The sequence below is a fragment of the Acinetobacter sp. NBRC 100985 genome, from assembly GCF_000241225.1.
In the GTDB taxonomy this organism is placed as follows: Bacteria; Pseudomonadota; Gammaproteobacteria; order Pseudomonadales; family Moraxellaceae; genus Acinetobacter; species Acinetobacter venetianus.
On sequence record NZ_BAEB01000038.1, the window covers coordinates 50,986 to 72,203 of the forward strand.

Genomic DNA, 21,218 nt, shown 5'->3' on the forward strand with positions numbered 1-21,218 from the left:
TATGTATTTTTTTATACCTATTAGGTATGGAGATAAGGAATGGAACTCAGATATCTACGTTATTTTGTCGCAGTGGTGGAAGAACAGAGCTTTACCAAAGCGGCTGAAAGGCTATTCATTGCTCAGCCACCATTGAGTAGACAAATTCAAAACCTTGAAAATGAACTCGGTGTGCAACTTTTCGAAAGAGGGAGTCGGCCACTACAAACTACGACAGCAGGGCAGTTTCTCTATCAACATGCCCTCAAACTTTTGTCTAATGCGGAAGAAGTCAAAAGTATGACCAAGCGGATTGGTCTCATTGAACGAACCTTGACGATTGGATTTGTCGGATCATTATTGTTTGGTTTATTGCCTCGGATTATTTATTTATATAGACAGCAAAACCCAAATTTAAATATTCAACTCATTGAGCTGAGTACAACCGAGCAAATCCAAGCTTTAAAAGAAGGGCGGATTGATGTTGGTTTTGGTCGACTCAGAATCAGTGATCCTGCCGTAAAGCGTGTCTTATTACGAAAGGAAAGATTAGTTGTTGCTGCGCATTCTAGTCATCCAATTGCCCAACGTGTTGAAGGTGTTCATTTAGCTGATCTGGTAGATGAAAAATTATTTGTTTATCCGAATACGCCTAAACCAAATTTTTCGAGTCAACTTTTAAATATCTTTGCTGAACATAGTCTATCTCCACAAAATATTCGTGAGCTTAGAGAAATACAGCTTGCTTTAGGTTTAGTTGCAGCAGGTGAAGGGCTTTGCGTGATTCCTGCAAGCGCAGATACAATTCGTTTTCCGCATTTAGTCTATATTCCTATCTTAGATAGTGGCGCTGTTAGTCCCATATTCATCACAGCTAGAGCAATGGATAATAGTGAGGATGTACAGGCAATATACGATGCTGTTTTCCAAGTTTATGATTTGGAAGGTATTGAATATAAAAAAGCACCTTTTCAATGGGGGCAAGCAGAAGACTAAACCTTGAGAACCTAAACATCTATCGCCAAACAATTGATTACTTTTGATTTGTTCGGCGATATAGCTTTCACGCATGAATAAACTTCATAGCTAACAATTACTATAAATCATTTTATAAATATGAAGCACTTCAGTAAGCTTTTTCAAACAATCAAATTTGCAAGATATAAAATTTGAAAAATGGATTTTTAAATTAAGAGAATAACGATGCAAAGACTCAATTTTCCAATCATTGATCCACATATTCATCAATGGGATCCTTACCACACGCCACATTCTGCTGCTTTATTAGTAAAAGCTTTTGGTCATTCTCCGTACCTTATGGATAAGATCGTTAGGATTGTTAAACCTAAAGATTTAATAGACACATTAGGTATCACAAAGTATGCCTTAGCACCTTACTTACCCCATGATTTTAAAGCAGATAATGATATTTACAAGGTTGAAAGTGTCGTTCATATCGAAGCGAGTTGGCATCATCAAAAAGGTTTTGGAGTTGTAGAGGAAACTGATTGGATCAACCAGCTACCTTTTGAAGAACAAGGTATAAAATTAGGTGCAATCATCGGCACTGCTGATCCAAGACACAAAAAATTTAAAGACATATTGAAAGCTCATGCCGATGCTAGTCCAGTATTTCGCGGAATACGAAAAATGGCAGCGTGGCATTCTGATTCAGGTGTGCATCGTTGGACTGATAAAGCAGAGCTTTATCGCTCAAAAAATTTTTAAAGGGTTTCGAAAGTTTAGCCTCGATGAACTTATCTTTTGATGCTTGGATTTATTCACATCAAATTAAAGATGTCACGCATTTAGCTAAACAATTCCCTGATACCCCGATTATGCTTGATCACTTAGCAACACCAGTTGGCATGTTTGGAAAAGTAGGGAAACGCACTGGGCGAACTGAAGAAGAAAGAAGAAAGATTTTTGAGCAATGGAAATCAGATATTTCTGAATTAGCGCAACAGAAAAATGTGCATACAAAAATTTCAGGTCTGATGATGCCTGTATTAGGGCACTGCTTTTATCAGGCAAATAGAACAGCTTCTATGAATGAATTAGTGCATTTATTGTCACCACTCATTCATCATGCCGTAGATTGTTTTGGAACAAATAGAATTTTATATGCTTCAAATTTTCCAATGGATAAGCCAAATGCAAAACTAGGCGATCTAATCAGCGCATATACTCAAATGCTTCAGCCTTATGGTATACAGGCACTGCAAGAAATTTTTAGAGACAATGCAAAAATCTTCTATCGTATCGATATATAACTCATCACTTCGACAAAATATAGATTATGAATAAATAATATTAGTCTATTTACAGAACTGTATTTTGTCGGAATTCTCAATAAACCTTATTATAAGATGAGCAGCTTTCATTAAATAAGTGAATATATTTCATCTGAAAAAACTAATTATATGCATATTAAAAAGTTGATTTAAAACCTATTTAAATAGTATTATTCATTACAAATTTTTTACAAAATAAAAACATATATGTAATAAAGCACGCAAAGATTTTCTAATAAAAATGTATGCATTGTTCAGAAAAGTTTAACTTTAATAAGTATTTATGTTTTCCATACATTATCTAGTAATGATAAGTTTATAAAAAAGCACGCGTTATATAATTATTTTAAATTATTTTTATGATTGAAATTTAATTGACACAAAATAAAGCTAAGTTAAAAAAATGGTCAATGACAACTTATTTCAACTGGAATGATAATCCACGCCAATTATTACTTTGTAACTTTTTATTCATATAAAACAAGATGAAAAGTTATGTGAAATAAAAGCCTAAATCTTATTAGGTCAAAACAAAAAACTGTGCATTACAATTAAGCGGAAAAAATATGGATAACGTGGCTCAGCTTGAAACTGATACAGATTTCCAAGATCGAAAGAAAATAACGTGGGCTGTGTTTGCTGCACTGTTATTATTTCTCTTGATTGGTATTTTGTATTATTTCTTCGTATACAGATTTTACCAATCTACTGATAATGCTTATGTTCAGGCTGATGTCACTTGGGTGATGCCTAAGATCTCAGGTGAAGTTGTTGATTTAATCATTCAAGACAACCAAGTGGTAAAAAAAGGTGAAGCCTTAGCGATACTTGACCATCGTGATTATCAAGCTCGTTATGATCAAGCACAATCTGTTGTGACCTTAAAAAAAGCAGCGCTTGATGTTCAACAACAAAATGAAAGGTCTGCTAAATCAACAATTAGCGAAGCGAATAGTGGTGTTATTGCTGCACAAGCAGACTTATCTCGCTTAAAGAAAGATTATGCTCGTTACCAAGATTTACTTAAAGATGGTGTGATTACACGACAGAATTTTGACAATATTCAGTCTCAATACTTATCAGCTCAAGCACAACTAACCAAAGCTCAAGCAACTGTAAATTCTGCTGAAGCTCAGTTAGGAAGTTTGCAGGCGGGTAGAGCACAGTTATTAGCAGATATTCAAAGCGCAAATGCCACATTAGATCTTTATCGTATCGATTTAGATTCCTCTAAAGTAATCAGTCCTGTATCTGGAAAAGTAGGCAGCCTTGCAATTCAGAAAGGATCACGAGTTTCACCTCAAACACGTCTAATGGCAATCATTCCTGAGGGGAGTTTGTATGTAGAAGCGAACTTCAAAGAAACCCAGATTGAAAAAATGCATATTGGGCAGAAAGTTAAGTTAAAAATTGATGCTTATCCGAGCCTCACATACACAGGCAAGATTGAGAGTTTTTCACCAGCATCAGGTGCAACGTTTTCAATGATGCCACCTGATAATGCAACAGGAAACTTCAATAAAGTTGTCCAGCGAATCCCTGTCCGAATTGCCATAGATTCAAGTCCACATATCGATCTTATAAAACCTGGAATGTCGGTTAATGCAACCGTCGATTTAAAAACCTAATAATAAAAATTCTAGGTAGAAAATAATGGATAAGCATTTTGACGGTGAGTGGAAGTTTGCACCAAAAACAGCTTGGGTCATCTTCATCGCAATGATCTTTGGCAACTTCATGGCAATTTTAGATATCCAAATTGTTGCCAGTTCTCTGAATGAAGTTCAAGCAGGAATGAGTGCAAGTCGCTATGAAGTGACATGGGTACAAACGGTCTATTTAGTCGCTGAAATTATTGCTATTCCAATGTCTAGTATTGTATGTCGCGTCTTATCTACACGGGTTTATTACACCTTGTGTGCGATCGGATTTACCATCAGCTCATTACTTTGTGCGTTGGCATGGAATCTAGAAAGCTTATTGGTCTTTCGTGCCATTCAAGGTTTTATGGGGGGCGGTATGATTCCAACATCGATGACCGCGCTTTATATTTTATTTCCTGAAGCTAAACGCTCTTTGCCTTTGGTGTTATTTGGGATGATCAGTACTCTTGGACCTGCGATTGGCCCGACGATTGGTGGATGGCTTACCAATAACTTTTCATGGCACTGGATGTTTTTGATCAACATCGTGCCGGGAATCATCATTGCAACCATTATATATTCAGGGCCAAGTATTGATCGTGCGAATTACTCACTGATTAGAACAATGGACTGGCTGAGCTTAATTGGCATGGCGATGTTCTTAGGCGGTTTAGAGTATTTCCTTGATGAAGGTGCACGACATGATTGGTTTGCTGATTCAGGCGTAAGAAATGCGTTCATCATCTGCTTTGTTGGTGGTTTGATCTTCTTTTCTCGAAGTTTTACGCAACCCAAGCCATTACTCGATTTAAGTGTATTTAAAAACAAAAACTTTACCTTGAGTTCTATCACCACCTTTGTGATCGGCATGGCACTGTACGGATTGGGTTATATGATCCCTGTTTTCCTTGGGCAAGTCCGTGAAATGAATAGTAGTCAGATCGGTCACATTATGATGGTGACTGGCGTTGTAATGTTTTGCTTTGCGCCATTTTTGGCCTGGCTTATTCCAAATTTTGATACCCGAAAAACAGTTTTTGTCGGCATGATTCTAGCGGGATTTGGCGTTTGGCTGAACTCACACCTAAGTATTCATAGCGATTATGACTTTATGTTTTGGCCACAAATTTATCGTGGTATTGGACTCATGATCTGTTTGATCGTTGTCTCCCATCTTGCAATGAGCACCTTACCACTGAGTAAAGTAGCGGATGCCAGCGGTATTTATAACCTCATGCGAAATATTGGCGGTGCAGTGGGATTAGCTCTGATTAACTCATCACTTGACTGGTTAACCGCTTTGCATGTGACTCAATTAAATCAATACATGACGCCACAGAATTGGCTTTTCATTGAACGTTTAGATCAGCTAACAGCGCAGTATCAAGAAATCGGGGCCAATGCTCAACAGATCGCGCTCAGCATTATTTATCGAGATATTCATTATCAAGCATTAACATCCAGTTTTAATGATTTATTGCGCATGCTTTCAATCATTATGTTCGTTACTGCATTCTTAACATTCTTTATGGATAGGGGAAAAAAGATGGATATGTAGCGTTTAGTTAGAGGGTAATTTTCAAAAAATGAAAAATCAAAAAGGCGTAATTATACAAATACTGCCTTTATAAAAATAACGGTTATATGAGTTTTAAATATTTCATATGAGATAGAGGCTAACTCATGTCTAAAATTAGAGGTTAGAGTCATGATTAATACAACGTACAAGCTAATTTCAATATTCAATAGTAAGGAAACAACTTATGGTCAGTATATTGAAAAGGAGCAAATCGATATTGATCGATTGAAAGCAATGTATTCTATTTATGAGCAATATTATGAGAATACAAAGTTTTCAATTTTTGCGGATGATTTTAAAAAGAAAAGCGGAGCAATTTTAATTTTCAACTCAGAAACAGATGAAATCGTTGGTTTTTCTACTGTTGCTGTACAACATTTTTATTTAAATGGAAAAGACTATACCGTCTTATTTAGTGGTGACACTGTCATTCTAAAAGCATATTGGGGAACGCGTACACTACAAAGTTCAATGCTAAAACTGATGATTAAGCTTCGAGTGAAATATCCATTTAATGAGTTGTATTGGTTACTTATTTCTAAGGGCTATAAAACCTATTTGTTATTGGCAAATAACTACTACGTTTATTACCCAAATATCAAAGATGAAAACCAGCATTTATCTACCGTGATCGAACATTACTGTGAGAACTTCTTTGGAGAATATTACGACAAAGAAATTGGCTTATTGAACTTTGGTGATGACTACCAGCCATTGAAAGGAGAAGTTGCTCCAATTACAGAGGAAATGCGCGTCAAAAATCCTAATATTCATTTCTTTGAGCAAAAGAATCCAACATGGGTAACTGGAACAGAACTCCCTTGTATCGGACGATTAGGCTGGAAAGATCTTGCTCGTTTTCCAGTGAAGTTGATGAGAAAACCTGTGAGTAAAGGTAAGTACGAAGCGATTGTTAATCAACAAGCACATCGCCAAGGAGTCTTACAATGAAATATGTCGACTGGCTAACATCTGGATCACATATTATTTTAAAGCAATGGTGTGATAGTTCTGATCGAAAATTTAAAAAGAGTTTTTCTGCTTTGGAAGCAACTCAAAGAGAAATTCTAAGTGCAATTTTAGCAACATCAAGCTTAGCAAACAGTAAAGGTGTTCAAGACTACGAGCAATTTGTACAAGCCTTTCCATCAACGCGTTATGCGGCTTGGAGAGAAGAAATCAATTTGTATCGTGATCAGAAACTAGCACTTTCCAGTAGCAAACTTGTACGCTTTCAGCCAACCAGCGGCTCAAGCGAGCAAATCAAATTTATTCCATACACCAAGCAGTTTTTAGATGAACTTGATCATGCCATCGCACCTTGGCTAGCAAGTCTGTATCGCAAATGTCCTGAGCTACAGTCTGGAACGCATTATTGGTCAGTCTCATGGTTACCTGAGAGTCAAAGGGAAGTACTGAAAGATAAAAATCTAAATGATGATAGTGCGTTATTGGGTATAGGCAAACGTGTTTTATCTAAATTTACACAAGCCGTTCCTAGCAATATCGCCTTTGCAGCAAACGCAGATGATGCGCTATTTGCAACTATTTGTTATTTAGTTGCCAACCGAAATCTAGCCATGATTTCGGTTTGGAGTCCAACCTTTGCTTTGCAATTACTAGACCGTTTAGAAGCGATGCAACAGGAAGTTGCCGAAGTATTACAACGAGGAACATGGGGAATAAGACAGCTTTCTCTTAAGCAAGTCGATGCGCCACATTGCCCAAAAAGTGCAGATTGTCTCATCAACAGTTCAAATGGACATGAGATTGATTTCAAAAAGCTTTGGCCAAAATTAAGTTTGGTTTCTAGCTGGGATACGGCTGGATCAAAAGCATGGGCAAATAAATTACAACAACGTTTGCCGCATGTTCAGTTTGAAGGTAAGGGCTTATGGGCAACTGAAGGTGTGGTAACAATTCCTTATGATCAACACTATCCACTTGCATATCAAAGTCATTTCTATGAGTTTGAATATCTCGAAGGTGAAAAACAGGGGCAAATCATTCCTTCATGGAAGCTGAAAAAAGGAGATGTTGTTAGTCCTATCATTACCTCAGGCAATGGTTTACTTCGTTACTGCTTAGATGATTGTCTACGCGTAACAGATTTCTTAGAACAAATTCCGTGTTTTGAGTTCCAAGGTCGTCGTTTTGGTGTAGACCTGGTTGGTGAAAAGTTAGCACCTGAAACTGCGCAACAGCTGTTATCTCAACTTAACCAGATAGAATCTAAAGCAATTTCTTTACTGGCAATTGATACAGAACAACAAGTTAAACCTTTTTATTGTGTACTATTTGAGGGAGACATTCACCACTCAATTGATAGTTCATATATCGATGAGTTGTTACGGGAAAACTTTCATTACGAACTTGCTCGTAACCTTGGACAGCTTGATCAGCCTCAGATTAGACAAGCAAGTAATGGTTGGAATGCTTATAAAAAACTAGTCATGTTTGATGGCATTATTGAAGGAAACATAAAGCCAGAACCTTTAAAGAAAGTCAGTTTGAATAGTTTGGAACAGCTATGAAAAAAGGGATCAACGTGTTCAGAAAGCTTGTTTTAAAATATCAGTCTTTTCTATGCTTAGGTGCTTTCAGTATTTGCTTTCCCATTCATGCGATGACGCTAGATGATGCTTTATCTGCGAGTTTAAGGCATGAAAGTCAGTTGGAGTTAAGTCGCTTAAATGTTGGTCAGTCTGCGGCAACACTTGAGCAAGCGAAGCAACGTGATGGTCTGAAAGTAAATTTAGTAGGGCAACTAGATTACGAAAAGATAGAGACGCCTTCCGATGTGTTCTTTCCAACAGAGGGTAATCGAAAAGGGAGAAGTCTACAGTTGCAATTAGACTATCCTGTTTACACCTCTGGTCGGCATCGTTTAGGAATCGATGTTGCGAAAAACCAGCTTTCTGCACGTTCCCAAGGTCTATCCGATCAGCGATCAGAAACCATTTTAAATACTGTGATGGTATATACCGACGTTCTAAAGAAAAAAGCAATTTTAGAGCTTAGAAAGAAAACCATGTCTAACTTACAGCGTTCGTTGTACGAGTCACAACGACGTTTTGACGTAGGCATGATTACACGTGCAGATTTGGCGCAAGTTTTGGCTCAAGTTGCACAAGGGCAGGCTGATGTCACTCAAGCTCAGTCAAATTTGACCATTAGCGAAGCACAATTTTATCAAGTCACAGGACTTAGTGCTGAGCAATTAGTACCTATCTCACATTTACCTCAAATTTCGAATAATTTAGATGAAATTTTGACGAAAACAAAAACTCATCCCGCTTTAATGCAAGCAAAATATGAAAAACAGGCAGCTGAAAAGCAATTTGCCTTAACAAAGCGAGAGTTGTGGCCAACGGTGATGCTTACCAGTCGTGCAGGTACACAACATGAAGCAAGTTATATCGGTTCAGAAAGTAATAACTATATGGTTGGCGTACAACTGAATGTTCCGCTATATGATGATGGTCTGAATCGGGCAAACATCAAAAAAGCGCGAGCAGATATAGACCTTGCCGAGCAAAAAATTAAAACCCTTGAATTGGATTTAAATCAACGTACACGTACAACTTTCGCTCAACTACAAACAATCCGTCAAAATAAAGACGCACTTCAAAATGCAATTGATGCGGCTTCGATTGCATTTGTATATACCCGCAAAGAATTCGATTTAGGTACAAAAACTACTTTTGATCTATTGAACACTGAACAAAAGCTATTGGATGTTCAAACACAAAAAACAGTCAATGAACAAGATGAAATTGTGTTTGTTTATCAGCTATTAGATCAAATGGGACGATTGAATGATCTCGTACCAAGTGCAAACCAACAGGTAAATTAAAAATGAACAATAATAATTCAGTGGAAAAGATTGAGAGTAACCTTGTTACTAGAGAAGCCACACATGCTGATGATGCAGCATTGCGTGCATTAATCGCAGTTCCAATGACCACCAAAGGCGTGCAAATTAGTTTCCAGCGTGAACCCAGTTACTTTAAAGCATCTGACATTTTGTACCGCAATAAATTGCATGTTGTGATCGAAGATACCACCACATCGGAAAAAGTGGCTTGTTATAGCAATGGTTATCGCCCTTGTTTTGTAAATCAAAAAATAAGTAACCTTCGTTATGCCAGTGATTTACGTGTTGATCCTAACTATCGCGGTAAATCACTCGTAAAAAATTTAGGGGAGCACGTTAGACAAACAATGTTTGAACCTAATTACAGCCAAATGATTATTTTCGATGATAATCATGCAGCACGCGCTGCCATGCAAACCTCAAAAACAGGTATGCCAGATTATTATGATGAAGGATTAATTGAAACGCTGACATTGACCGATTTAGGCAACACAAAGAATGTCAGTTCATTTTTAAATAAGAACAACCGAGAACAAGCTTCAAATCAACTTCACTCATGCACTGCGCAAGTCGAACATATTCAGCAAATGAATAATTTTATTGCAGAAATGTCAGCTTACTATAATTTTATTCCAGCATACAATTTCAATGAGTTAGCAGAAGATCATACCTATTTTTCAGGAATCAAATTGTCAGATTTTCAACTCTATTTTCAAAACGATAAATTAGTTGGAATGTTTGGTTTGTGGGATCAGCACTCAGTCAAGCAAACCAAGATTTTGCACTACAGCTCACTGATCGGTTTTTTTAGACCGATTTATAACTTATCTACGCGAATGACCAAGATGATGCCATTACCAAAACTAGGAGATTCTCTGAAATATCATGTTTTACATACTTTGCTATGTAACCCCAACAAACTTCATTTACATCATCAAATGCTGAAAGATGCACATCAAAAATCTAAGGCTTTAGGTGTAGGAGTAATTAGCTTCACGTTATCGCATAAAGATCCACGTCATCAACTGAACCAATTTTATAAAGGTGAACGTTTAACAGGAATGCACGGATTTATTAGTTTTGAAGGAGATCCTCGCCCTAATTTTGATCAAAATTTAATTCCATACTTTGAAGTTGGGCGAATTTAGTTTGAACGTTAAATAAAATTCCTCAAAGCAAACTCAAAAACTCTGAGGAATTTAATCATAACAATTAAATCACATGAATTTTTTAAGTTTTATACGTCGAAAGTAAAATGCTGGTTTCACTATTATAAATCCCTGAAATATTGCGGATACGTTCAAGAGCCTTGTCGAAATTTTCTAAACTATCAGACTGTAACTCGACCAAAATATCCCATTTACCATTCGTTGTATGAAGTCGCTCAACCGCTGTTTCAAGACGGAGCTGGCGGATTACGGCCTGAGCTTTTGTGCCTTCAACCATGATATTCATCCATGCGCGGATAATATTTTTCTCAGCGTTTGGACGAAAACGAACCGTGTAGCCCGTGATAGTCCCTGTAGATTCCATGTACTCAATTCGCTTTTGGACAGTCGCTCGAGACACTTTAGCTTTTGCTGCCAAGTCTGTTATTGACATCCGTGCATTGTCTTTGAGTAATCCTAATATTATATGATCAACATTGTTCATTTTGATACTTACTATTAGCAAATTGATAAAAATTAATTCATTTTAATCATAATAAAGAATTTTGTGAATCATTTTGATTCTTAATAATAGTGTCCATACAAAGCCCCAAACATTTTAATTCAAGTAAATGATGCGAAATGTACCTATGGATGGCGGGGTAGATAGCAGCCCTGAAAAGGGAATCTATAAGAAACAGGGACAATTGATTAATTAAGGAATAGATGATGTCTTTATCATATGCGGCTCAAAATAATGGTGCTTGGCAAACATATCTCACTCAAATTGATCGAGTGACACCATATTTAGATGCTGATCTAGGCAATTTTGTTAATACTTTAAAAAGTCCAAAGCGTACATTAATCGTCGATGTACCAATCGTTATGGACGACGGAACAATTCGCCACTTTGAAGGATACCGTGTTCAACACAACCTATCACGTGGTCCAGGTAAAGGCGGTATTCGCTATCACCAAGATGTTGAACTCAACGAAGTGATGGCTTTGTCAGCTTGGATGACGATTAAAACTGCAGTTTTGAATCTACCTTTTGGCGGTGCTAAAGGCGGTATTCGCGTAAATCCTAAAGAACTTTCGCCACGTGAATTAGAACGTTTGACACGTCGTTTCACCAGTGAAATCAGTTCAATCATCGGTCCACAAATTGATATTCCTGCACCTGATGTTGGTACAAATCCAAACATCATGGGCTGGATGATGGACACTTACTCAAGCATCAAAGGCCATACCGTAACTGGTGTTGTAACTGGTAAACCTGTTCATCTCGGTGGTTCACTTGGTCGTGTTCGTGCGACGGGTCGCGGTGTATTTGTTACAGGTATGCAAGTTGCAGAACGCATCAAATTACCAGTTGAAGGCAGTAAAGTTGCTGTTCAAGGTTTCGGTAACGTTGGTAATGAAGCTGCATACCTATTTAACCATGCTGGCGCAAAGATCGTAGCTGTGCAAGACCATACAGGCACAATCTTTAATGCTGAAGGTCTTAACGTTAAAGCATTACAAAAATATGTTGCTGAACACGGCGGTGTAATGGGCTTTGAAAATGCAACGGTTATTTCAGACGAAGAGTTCTGGACGATCGACATGGATATCCTCATCCCAGCAGCATTGGAAGGTCAGATTACAGTTGAGCGTGCGAAAAACCTAAAAGCGAAAATCGTACTTGAAGGTGCAAATGGTCCAACTTATCCAGAAGCTGATGATGTTTTCGTAAGCCGTGACATTACAGTTGTACCTGACGTGATCTGTAACGCTGGTGGTGTAACCGTAAGTTATTTTGAATGGGTTCAAGATATGGCGAGTTACTTCTGGAGCGAAGACGAAATCAATGAACGTCTCGATAAGTTGATGATCCAAGCGATTGCGGATGTTTGGAATACCGCAGCACAGAAAGAATGCAGCTTGCGTACAGCAGCCTACATCTTGGCTTGTGAGCGTATTTTAAAAGCACGTAAAGAACGCGGTATTTTCCCAGGTTAATTTTCAAATTTCAAAATATGGCTTGTTGAACATTCAGCAAGCCTGAATATCAAAACAGGAAGTGAGTAAATAAAATGAGTGATGTAGCAATTACACGTAGCAACTTTAATGATTGGATGGTTCCAGTTTTTGCTCCAGCAAATTTCATTTTAGTTCGTGGCGAAGGTTCTCGTATTTGGGATCAAGACGATAAAGAATATATCGATTTTGCAGGTGGAATTGCAGTTAACGCTTTAGGTCATGCACATCCTGTTGCAGTAAATGCATTAACAGAACAAGCGCAAAAACTTTGGCATATTGGTAATGGTTATACCAATGAACCAGTGTTACGCCTTGCAAAACAATTAGTTGAAAACACGTTCGCGGATAAAGTCTTTTTCTGTAACTCAGGTGCAGAAGCAAACGAAGCAGCATTAAAACTTGCGCGTAAAGTTGGCTTACTCAGCGGCAATCCTCACAAGAATCATATTGTTGCATTTAAAAATGCATTCCACGGTCGTACCTTATTTACAGTAACTGCTGGCGGACAACCTAAATATTCACAAGATTTTGCACCATTACCAGGTGGCATTGAGCATACAGCATTCAATGATTTAGAAGCTGCAAAAGCTGTCATTACAGATGAAACTTGCGCGGTTATCGTAGAGCCAATCCAAGGTGAAGGCGGTGTTCTACCTGCTGATATCGAATTCTTAAAAGGTCTACGTGCGCTGTGTGATGAAAAAGGTGCTGTACTGATTTTTGATGAAGTACAAACGGGTGTTGGTCGTACAGGCTCACTTTATGCCTACATGAATACAGGTGTAACCCCTGATATTTTAACCACAGCAAAAGCACTAGGTGGTGGTTTTCCTATCGGTGCAATGATTACTACTGATAAATACGCAAACATGTATGTTGTTGGTGATCATGGCACGACCTATGGTGGTAATCCATTGGCTTGTGCAGTCGCGGGTGCGGTATTTGAATTTATTAATACTCCTGAAGTTTTGGATGGCGTAAAGCAGCGTCACCAATATTTCGTTGATGCATTAAATAAATTAAATGCTGAATACGGTTTATTTAAAGAAATCCGTGGGCAAGGTTTATTGATTGGTTGCGTACTGAAAGATGAACATGCAGGCAAAGCAAAAAATATCGTGACATTAGCAGGTGAGGAAGGGCTGTTAGCACTTGTTGCTGGTGGTGATGTTGTTCGTTTTACGCCTTCACTTATCATTCCACAAAAGGATATTGATGAAGGTTTAACGCGTTTTGCTCGTGCATTAGCACGTTTCTAAATCTGTTGTGAGCATCTAACCATGATGATTGTTAGACATGCCGCGCATCGGGACTTAGATGATATTTATCGTTTAGCGCAAAGAGCAGGAGAGTCAGGCATCGGCTTGACCTCTCTTCCACAAAACAAAGAAATTTTAGCCGAACGTATTACACGTACAACCAATACATTGGCTGGGCTAGCTGAGAAAGAAGATGCAAGTTATTTATTTGTACTTGAAGATACCGCGGTTCAAAAAATTATTGGAGTCAGTGCAATCGAAGTTGCAGTTGGCTTAAGAGAGCCTTTCTATAATTTTCGAATTGCAAAACAAGTACATGCGTCAAAAGCATTGGACGTTTATAAAACTTTAGACACGTTATATCTAAGTAATGATCATACAGGTTGTAGCGAACTATGTACCTTGTTCCTCGATCCTGAATATCGTGTGAATCAAAACGGAAAATTTCTGTCTAAAGTACGTTTTTTATTTATCGCCGCTTTTCGTCGATATTTTGAAGAAAGACTAATCGCAGAAATGCGTGGATTCTCAGACGCAAATGGCTTTTCGCCATTCTGGGATGCGCTAGGCAATCATTTTTTTAATATGGATTTTGCTGCTGCGGATTACTTGAGTGGCGTAGGGCAAAAAGCATTTATTGCTGAATTAATGCCGAGATTTCCATTGTACGTCGATTTGCTACCCAACGAAGCAAGGGCCGTGATTGCAGAGGTTCATCCTCAGACAAAACCTGCGGCGAAAGTGCTGATGTCAGAAGGTCTGAAGTATCAAGGCTATGTCGATATTTTTGATGCAGGTCCAACCTTAGAAGCGAACACAGCCGATCTTCGTGCAGTGAAAGAAAGTCGACTGTTGAAAGTCAACATTGCAGAACAGATTGAACGCGCAGAAGTTCAATACTTAGTTGCAAATGATGAATACCAAGATTATTGCGTCCTGCTCATCAATAACAAGTTGCAAGATAACGATAATTTGTTGATGACAGCAGAACAAGCTCAAGCACTCAACGTTGCTGAGGGCGATGAAGTCCGAGTTTTAGCATTAGAAAAAATGGAGAATCACTAATGTCACAAGGTGCATTATTAATCAATGGTGCGTGGGTACAAGGACAAGGTACTGCGTTTACCAAAACAAATCCTGTGACCAATCAAACGATTTGGTCAGGTCATGAAGCGAGCAAAACTGATGTAGATCATGCTTGCTTAGTTGCACGCCAAGCATTTCCAGCATGGGCACGTTTAGATTTAGAAGATCGTGTCGCTATTATTGAGCGTTTTGCGGCATTACTTGAGCAAAATAAAAGTCAATTAGCAGAAGTCATTAGCCAAGAAACCTCAAAGCCGTTCTGGGAAACTTTAACGGAAGTTCAAGCGATGATTGGCAAAATCGCAATTTCAATTCGAGCTTATCATCAGCGGACAGGCTTCAGTAAAACAGAAATGCCTGATGGAGTTGCTTCTTTACGTCATCGTCCTCATGGTGTGCTTGCTGTATTTGGCCCTTATAATTTTCCAGGTCATCTGCCCAATGGTCATATCGTACCCGCACTAATTGCTGGTAATACCATTGTATTCAAACCAAGTGAATTAACGCCTTGGACTGCAGAAGAAACGGCAAAATTATGGCAACAAGCAGGTCTGCCAAATGGCGTACTCAACATCGTTCAAGGTGGCCGTAGCACTGGAGAAGCACTGGCAACAGCAGAGCAAATTGATGGTTTACTTTTCACAGGCAGTGCTAATACGGGTTATCACTTACATAAGCAAATGGCAGGTGCACCAGAGAAGATTCTTGCTTTAGAAATGGGTGGAAATAACGCACTCATTATCGATGAAGCAACTGATATTGATGCAGTGGTAAATATTGCAATCCAATCTGCATTTGTCTCAGCAGGACAGCGTTGTACCTGTGCACGCCGCATTATCGTAAAACATGGTGCCAATGGTGATGCCTTCATTCAACGTTTTGTAGAAGTTGCTAAAAACCTTGTGATTGGTAAATGGAATGCAGATCCGCAACCATTTATGGGGGGGGTGATTTCATCTCATGCAGCAGAACAAATGCTAATTGCTCAACGCAAATTGATTGAATTAGGCGCGAAACCTTTACTCGAAATGACACGTCCTCAAGCGGAGAGTTCTTTGCTGACCGCAGGGATTTTAGAAGTTAGCCAAATGACGGATATTCCTGACGAAGAATATTTTGGACCTTTAACCACAATTTATCGTTACCACGATTTTGATGAGGCACTCGACATTGCCAATAACACACGTTTTGGTTTAGCAGTTGGTTTAGTTTCACCTGATCGAGATCTGTTTGATCGTGTCCTGATTGAAGCTCGTGCAGGCATTGTGAACTGGAATAAGCCACTCACGGGTGCATCAAGTGCAGCACCATTTGGTGGTGTTGGTGCGTCGGGTAATCATCGTGCCAGTGCATTTTATGCCGCTGATTATAGTGCGTGGCCAATGGCTTCACTTGAAAGTGATAGCGTGAGCTTACCTGCAAAACTATCACCAGGCATCGTGCTGTAAATCGGTTGGAGAGAAAAAATGTCAGGTTATGAAATTAATTTTGATGGTTTAGTTGGCCCTACGCATCATTATGCAGGCTTATCTTTTGGTAATGTTGCTTCAACGAAAAACCGTAATAACACGTCGAATCCACGATTAGCAGCAAAACAAGGCCTCATGAAAATGAAAGCACTTGCTGATCTTGGACTCAAACAAGGGGTATTTGCTCCGCAAGAACGACCTCATGTACCAACATTACGTCGTTTAGGTTTTACAGGCAGTGATATTGATGTGATCGCTCAAGCGATGCGCACCGCACCAGCATTGTTATCATCGCTCAGTTCTGCATCATCTATGTGGACAGCAAACTCGTGTACGGTTTCGCCATCAGCTGATAGTGCGGATGGACGTGTACATTTTACCGCCGCAAACTTAAATAATAAGTTCCATCGATCAATTGAGCATCATACGACAACCCGTATCCTTCAAGCGATGTTCAATAATGATGTATATTTCGCGCATCATGAAGCATTGCCTGAAGCGGCACTGTTTGGTGATGAAGGTGCAGCAAACCATAACCGTTTAGGTGGTGCATACGATCAAGCGGGTATACAAGTTTTTGTTTACGGTCAGCAACAGCTTGGCGGCAAGGTTGCGCCTCAGAAATTCCCTGCACGTCAAACACGTGAAGCGAGTGAGGCTGTTGCACGTTTACATCGTTTAGACGCAAAACGTACAGCATTTATTCAGCAAAATCCTGATGTGATTGATAAGGGCGTTTTTCATAACGATGTGATTGCAGTCAGCAACCAACAAGTTTTATTTCATCATCAGCAAGCTTTCTTAAATCAAGCTGATGCATTAAATGAAATTCGTCAAAAAATGGCTGGCATTGAGCAAGAATTTATTTCAATCGAAGTGCCAGAAAACAGAGTAAGTGTTGAAGATGCTGTCTCAACATACTTATTCAATAGCCAAATTTTGACGCGTACTGATGGTGGTATGAGCATCGTTGTGCCTGAAGAATCTCGTCAAAACCAAGCTGTGTGGAGCTATTTGAACGATATGATTCAAATGGGGACACCAATTGATGACATCAAGGTTTTTGATCTGCGTGAAAGTATGCGAAATGGTGGTGGGCCTGCTTGTTTACGCTTACGGGTTGCTGTCAATGATGCTGAACTTGCTGCGGTCAATCCAAACTTATTTATGAATGATGATTTATTCAAAACCTTAAATCAGTGGGTGGATCAACATTATCGTGATGAGCTTTCTCAAGATGATTTAGCTGATCCAAACTTACTCATTGAGAGCCGTACCGCACTTGATGAACTCACCAAAATTTTAGCTTTAGGTTCGGTTTATCACTTCCAAAGATAAGTACCAAACAACTGCTTTTAAGGATGAAAGTACATGGTTGATCTATTAACGTTGACGTTAGAACAACAAGCGCCTAAGCATAATCATGGTGAAATGGCTGGCTTTACATGGCAATGGCTAGGTGAAGGGCTATTGCAATGTACGCCAAAAGCACATTATAGAAAAACCATCGTACTTTCTGCTGGTATTCATGGCAATGAAACTGCCCCGATTGAATTACTAGCAAATATTATTAAAGATCTCTTTGCAGAACGCTTAGCTTTATCTACACGTATCCTTTTCGTCTTAGGCAATCCTCAAGCCATTCGGCAAGGTATTCGTTATCTTGAAAATGATATGAATCGTATGTTCTGCGGAGCGTATAAAACTTTAGTAGCAGATCAAGAAACGCAACGTGCAGCACAACTAGAACAAGTCACAGCACAATTTTTTGAGCAAAGTGATAAAGATGCGCAACGTTATCACTATGATTTACATACCGCGATTCGAGCCTCTTTATTACCTGTATTTGCATTATTTCCTCACCAAACTCGCGCTTATGATGACTTCTTAATTGAAAGTCTGAAAGCTGCAAATTTAGATGGATTGGTCTATCACAATGCAGTAGGGAAAACATTTACCCATTTTAGCAGTGAAATGTTGCACGCTGAAAGCAGCACCTTGGAATTGGGCAAAGCAAAAGCTTTTGGTCAAAATGATCTCTCAGAATTTGCAGATATTGATCAAGTTTTACGTGCTGTCATTTCTGAGCAAGCTTTGCCTCAACGGAAAAAACCCAAAATTCGTCAATTTAAGGTTGCAGATTCAATCTTAAAACAAAGTGAAGATTTTCAACTCAAATTAAGCGCAGATGCACCTAACTTTTCAACTTTTCAGAAAGGTGAGGTGATTGCTACACAATCAATAGGTGATTATGCGGCTCAAGATACTCAGGTTTGGATTTTGTTTCCAAACCCAAAGGTCAAAATCGGGTTAAGGGCTGGATTAGTTTTAAAAGAAATTGAATAAGAGCACAACCAAAATGATCGGTTGAATCTTTCAAGGATAGATGGAGTTTGAATATGGATATTCAGTAAAAAATAAAATGCAAAAAAAGTATCTATGTATAGATATTAATTTTTTATGAAAGTGAAACAGCAAGGACAGGTTGTCATAAAAATATCGTTGGAGTGATCGTGAATGAGCAACAATAATGACAAGACATTTCTCTCAGGTGAATGCTTGAGTGAGCAATATGTATCCCAAGGTAGCTCAAATACTATTTCTACCTCAGAAATAGAAGTTGGTAAGCCATTGAAACGTGCCATGACCAAACGTCATTTGGTTATGATTTCACTTGGTGGCGCGATCGGAACAGGTTTATTTCTCGGTTCAGGAGATGTTATTTCTCAAGCTGGCCCTGTAGGTGCAATTTTATCGTATCTACTTGGTGGTGTAATTGCCTACATGGTGATGTTGTGCTTGGGGGAGTTGGCAGTACAAATGCCAGTTTCGGGTTCTTTTGGTGAATATGCGCGTACTTATATTGGCCCAGGAACTGGCTATATGATTACATGGCTATATTGGCTAACTTGGACGGCGACTCTTGGTACAGAATTTACAGCTGCTGCACTGTTGATGCAGGAATGGTTTCCTTCAATTTCCATGTGGACATGGACATTAGTATTTGCTGGTTTGGTCTTTACACTCAATGTCAGTTCAACACGGTTCTTTGCGGAGTCTGAGTTTTGGCTTTCTTTGGTTAAAGTACTGACCATTATTTGCTTTATTGCACTTGGTTTAGCTGCAATTTTTGGCTTTATCCCATATCACGGACATGAATCTGCACCTTTATTCAGTAAATTGACTGAACATGGTTGGTTCCCAAATGGCATCTTCCCAATTTTCGCAACGATGTTAATTGTAAACTTTGCATTTTCAGGTACAGAATTAATTGGTGTTGCAGCTGGTGAAGCAGAGAATCCAGCGAAAACTGTTCCTAAAGCAATCAATGCAGCGATTTGGCGTTTGTTGATTTTCTTCGTGGGTACAATTGTGGTGATTTGTGCATTACTGCCGTATGAAATGGCAGGCTTAAATGCAAACTCTGTAAGTAACAGTCCATTCGTAACCGTATTTAACTATATCGGTATTCCTTATGCCGAAGACATTATTCGTTTTGTTATCATTACGGCGTTATTGTCAGCAGCAAACTCAGGTTTATTTGCAGCATCACGCATGATGTGGTCTTTGTCTGCAAAAAAACAATTACCAAAAGTATTCTCAAAACTGACTCGTTCAGGCACACCTATTGTTGCAATTATTGTCACAATGTTTGGTGCGATTCCGGGTTTACTGTCTGAACATTTTGCTCCAGAAACAATTTTCAAAAACTTGTTAGGTGTTGCTGCATTCACGATGGTTGTTGTTTGGATTTCGATCTGCGTATCTCAGTTTAACTTCCGCAGACAGTGGATTAAATCAGGTAAAACAGTCAAAGATCTTAAATTTGCTGCACCATTATTCCCACTAACACCCATCTTAGGTGGCGTATTCTGTATGATCACCTGTATTAGTATGGTGACTGATCCTTCGATGCAAGTTGGTTTTGTCTGCTGTATCTTATTTATGATCGCATGTTATGTAAGTTACGCTATTTTTTACAAAAACAAAGAAGTTTAAATTTTAAACTGACACGAAAAGTTGAAGTTAATCTTCAACTTTTTTTGTTTTTAATTCTTTTAATATTATCTCTATAAGTAAAAATATGCTTTAAAACGTATACATTTACATTCTCACATTTTATTCACGGTAGACTTTTTATAGTTGAAAAGTATTGTATTAATAAGATTGAGGATTAAATGAACATTAAAGTGTTATGCAGTAGCGCAGTATTATCAATTTCTCTCGCGGCGTTAAGTATGGCTACTTTCGCTGATACAGCTAAGCCCACTGCAGTCGATAAAATTGATATTAAACAATATGCAGGGAAATGGTATGAAATTGCACATTTACCTATGTATTTTCAGCGTCAATGCGTGAGTGATACCACTGCAAAATATTCATTGAATGCGAATAATACAATCCAAGTTATCAATAGTTGCCGTAATAAATCAGATCAAATGGATCAGTCTGTTGGAGTTGCTTATCCAGACAATGCAGGTATGAGTAAATTAAAAGTAAGTTTTATGCCAAAAGCACTACGCTGGATTCCCTTTACTAAAGGGGACTATTGGGTACTCAGAGTTGATCCAAACTATAAAGTTGCGTTGGTTGGTGGGCCATCAAATAAATATTTGTGGCTACTTTCAAGAACGCCGACAATTGACGAAGCAACTTATCAATCCTATCTCGAAACTGCAAAACAACAAGGCTATGACTTATCTGAATTGATTAAAACGCCACATACGAGCCAATAATGATTATTGTCAGATGCGAAAATTTGCATCTGACATTTTTAATGCTAATCATTTTTATATTATGAATTGTTCATAAATAAGCTGGAAGAACAGACAAAAGTTATCAATTCAACAAAATCACACTAT

At 38.5% G+C, this 21,218-nt stretch carries 16 protein-coding genes and 1 pseudogene; 16 read left to right on the forward strand and 1 reads right to left on the reverse strand.

The annotated features are described in order from the left end of the window. Window positions 1-39 precede the first annotated feature (39 nt). The 8 genes and pseudogenes from ACT4_RS13955 to ACT4_RS13990 all read left to right on the forward strand — a co-directional run bounded on the left by ACT4_RS13955 (window position 40) and on the right by ACT4_RS13990 (window position 10,520). On the forward strand, window positions 40-975 hold the full coding sequence (locus ACT4_RS13955) for a LysR family transcriptional regulator (RefSeq protein WP_007483160.1): 936 nt from the start codon (window positions 40-42) through the stop codon (window positions 973-975). Window positions 976-1,182: 207 nt separating this feature from the next. Then, window positions 1,183-2,252 (forward strand): annotated as a pseudogene (locus ACT4_RS13960) (amidohydrolase). Window positions 2,253-2,839: 587 nt separating this feature from the next. Continuing rightward, window positions 2,840-3,901: an HlyD family secretion protein gene (locus ACT4_RS13965; RefSeq protein ID WP_007483165.1), complete on the forward strand. Its 1,062-nt coding sequence runs from the start codon at window positions 2,840-2,842 to the stop codon at window positions 3,899-3,901. A 25-nt stretch (window positions 3,902-3,926) separates the two neighbouring features. Then, complete coding sequence (locus tag ACT4_RS13970; protein ID WP_007483167.1) at window positions 3,927-5,474, forward strand: DHA2 family efflux MFS transporter permease subunit; 1,548 nt, start codon at window positions 3,927-3,929, stop codon at window positions 5,472-5,474. 150 nt (window positions 5,475-5,624) lie between these two features. Beyond that, a complete protein-coding gene (locus ACT4_RS13975; RefSeq protein WP_007483169.1) occupies window positions 5,625-6,446 on the forward strand; it encodes a hypothetical protein in 822 nt (273 codons plus the stop codon). Further along, a complete protein-coding gene (locus tag ACT4_RS13980; RefSeq protein ID WP_007483171.1) occupies window positions 6,443-8,029 on the forward strand; it encodes a GH3 auxin-responsive promoter family protein in 1,587 nt (528 codons plus the stop codon). Before ACT4_RS13975 ends, ACT4_RS13980 begins: the two co-directional genes overlap by 4 nt. Continuing rightward, the gene (locus ACT4_RS13985) at window positions 8,026-9,351 is read left to right on the forward strand and encodes a TolC family protein (RefSeq protein WP_007483173.1); all 1,326 of its coding nucleotides are present in this window, start codon (window positions 8,026-8,028) and stop codon (window positions 9,349-9,351) included. The genes ACT4_RS13980 and ACT4_RS13985 overlap by 4 nt, the downstream gene beginning before the upstream one ends. Window positions 9,352-9,353: 2 nt before the next feature. Beyond that, complete coding sequence (locus tag ACT4_RS13990; protein WP_007483175.1) at window positions 9,354-10,520, forward strand: GNAT family N-acetyltransferase; 1,167 nt, start codon at window positions 9,354-9,356, stop codon at window positions 10,518-10,520. Window positions 10,521-10,602: 82 nt separating this feature from the next. Here the strand turns inward: ACT4_RS13990 and ACT4_RS13995 are convergent, their stop codons facing one another. Then, a complete protein-coding gene (locus ACT4_RS13995) occupies window positions 10,603-11,025 on the reverse strand; it encodes an Lrp/AsnC family transcriptional regulator (protein WP_004879617.1) in 423 nt (140 codons plus the stop codon). A gap of 221 nt (window positions 11,026-11,246) precedes the next feature. Here ACT4_RS13995 and ACT4_RS14000 point away from each other — a divergent pair, with 221 nt between their 5' ends. The 8 genes from ACT4_RS14000 (at window position 11,247) to ACT4_RS14035 (ending at window position 21,092) form a co-directional block, all read left to right on the forward strand. Continuing rightward, window positions 11,247-12,521, forward strand: a complete 1,275-nt coding sequence (locus tag ACT4_RS14000; protein ID WP_122975452.1) for a Glu/Leu/Phe/Val dehydrogenase — start codon at window positions 11,247-11,249, stop codon at window positions 12,519-12,521. A 74-nt stretch (window positions 12,522-12,595) separates the two neighbouring features. Next, the gene (locus tag ACT4_RS14005; RefSeq protein ID WP_004879612.1) at window positions 12,596-13,801 is read left to right on the forward strand and encodes an aspartate aminotransferase family protein; all 1,206 of its coding nucleotides are present in this window, start codon (window positions 12,596-12,598) and stop codon (window positions 13,799-13,801) included. A gap of 21 nt (window positions 13,802-13,822) precedes the next feature. Then, window positions 13,823-14,866 carry an arginine N-succinyltransferase gene (gene astA / locus ACT4_RS14010; RefSeq protein ID WP_007483181.1) on the forward strand — a complete coding sequence of 348 codons (1,044 nt, stop codon included), beginning with the start codon at window positions 13,823-13,825 and terminating at the stop codon, window positions 14,864-14,866. Further along, window positions 14,866-16,335, forward strand: a complete 1,470-nt coding sequence (gene astD, locus ACT4_RS14015) for a succinylglutamate-semialdehyde dehydrogenase (RefSeq protein WP_007483184.1) — start codon at window positions 14,866-14,868, stop codon at window positions 16,333-16,335. Before astA ends, astD begins: the two co-directional genes overlap by 1 nt. Before the next feature lie 18 nt (window positions 16,336-16,353). Then, window positions 16,354-17,694, forward strand: a complete 1,341-nt coding sequence (astB, locus tag ACT4_RS14020; RefSeq protein ID WP_007483187.1) for an N-succinylarginine dihydrolase — start codon at window positions 16,354-16,356, stop codon at window positions 17,692-17,694. Window positions 17,695-17,727: 33 nt separating this feature from the next. Then, window positions 17,728-18,702 carry a succinylglutamate desuccinylase gene (astE, locus tag ACT4_RS14025; protein ID WP_007483189.1) on the forward strand — a complete coding sequence of 325 codons (975 nt, stop codon included), beginning with the start codon at window positions 17,728-17,730 and terminating at the stop codon, window positions 18,700-18,702. Between the two features lie 171 nt (window positions 18,703-18,873). Then, window positions 18,874-20,355, forward strand: coding sequence for an amino acid permease (locus ACT4_RS14030; protein WP_007483191.1), 1,482 nt, complete (start codon window positions 18,874-18,876; stop codon window positions 20,353-20,355). Between the two features lie 179 nt (window positions 20,356-20,534). After that, window positions 20,535-21,092 carry a lipocalin family protein gene (locus ACT4_RS14035; protein WP_007483193.1) on the forward strand — a complete coding sequence of 186 codons (558 nt, stop codon included), beginning with the start codon at window positions 20,535-20,537 and terminating at the stop codon, window positions 21,090-21,092. The last annotated feature ends 126 nt before the right edge of the window (window positions 21,093-21,218 follow it).

Excerpts from the sequence above, each read along its gene's own strand:
- ACT4_RS13955 (WP_007483160.1), top strand. The coding sequence starts at position 40 with ATGGAACTCAGATATCTACGTTATTTTGTCGCAGTGGTGGAAGAACAG.
- ACT4_RS13965 (WP_007483165.1), top strand. The coding sequence starts at position 2,840 with ATGGATAACGTGGCTCAGCTTGAAACTGATACAGATTTCCAAGATCGA.
- ACT4_RS13970 (WP_007483167.1), top strand. The coding sequence starts at position 3,927 with ATGGATAAGCATTTTGACGGTGAGTGGAAGTTTGCACCAAAAACAGCT.
- ACT4_RS13975 (WP_007483169.1), top strand. The coding sequence starts at position 5,625 with ATGATTAATACAACGTACAAGCTAATTTCAATATTCAATAGTAAGGAA.
- ACT4_RS13980 (WP_007483171.1), top strand. The coding sequence starts at position 6,443 with ATGAAATATGTCGACTGGCTAACATCTGGATCACATATTATTTTAAAG.
- ACT4_RS13985 (WP_007483173.1), top strand. The coding sequence starts at position 8,026 with ATGAAAAAAGGGATCAACGTGTTCAGAAAGCTTGTTTTAAAATATCAG.
- ACT4_RS13990 (WP_007483175.1), top strand. The coding sequence starts at position 9,354 with ATGAACAATAATAATTCAGTGGAAAAGATTGAGAGTAACCTTGTTACT.
- ACT4_RS13995 (WP_004879617.1), bottom strand. The coding sequence starts at position 11,025 with ATGAACAATGTTGATCATATAATATTAGGATTACTCAAAGACAATGCA.
- ACT4_RS14000 (WP_122975452.1), top strand. The coding sequence starts at position 11,247 with ATGATGTCTTTATCATATGCGGCTCAAAATAATGGTGCTTGGCAAACA.
- ACT4_RS14005 (WP_004879612.1), top strand. The coding sequence starts at position 12,596 with ATGAGTGATGTAGCAATTACACGTAGCAACTTTAATGATTGGATGGTT.
- astA (WP_007483181.1), top strand. The coding sequence starts at position 13,823 with ATGATGATTGTTAGACATGCCGCGCATCGGGACTTAGATGATATTTAT.
- astD (WP_007483184.1), top strand. The coding sequence starts at position 14,866 with ATGTCACAAGGTGCATTATTAATCAATGGTGCGTGGGTACAAGGACAA.
- astB (WP_007483187.1), top strand. The coding sequence starts at position 16,354 with ATGTCAGGTTATGAAATTAATTTTGATGGTTTAGTTGGCCCTACGCAT.
- astE (WP_007483189.1), top strand. The coding sequence starts at position 17,728 with ATGGTTGATCTATTAACGTTGACGTTAGAACAACAAGCGCCTAAGCAT.
- ACT4_RS14030 (WP_007483191.1), top strand. The coding sequence starts at position 18,874 with ATGAGCAACAATAATGACAAGACATTTCTCTCAGGTGAATGCTTGAGT.
- ACT4_RS14035 (WP_007483193.1), top strand. The coding sequence starts at position 20,535 with ATGAACATTAAAGTGTTATGCAGTAGCGCAGTATTATCAATTTCTCTC.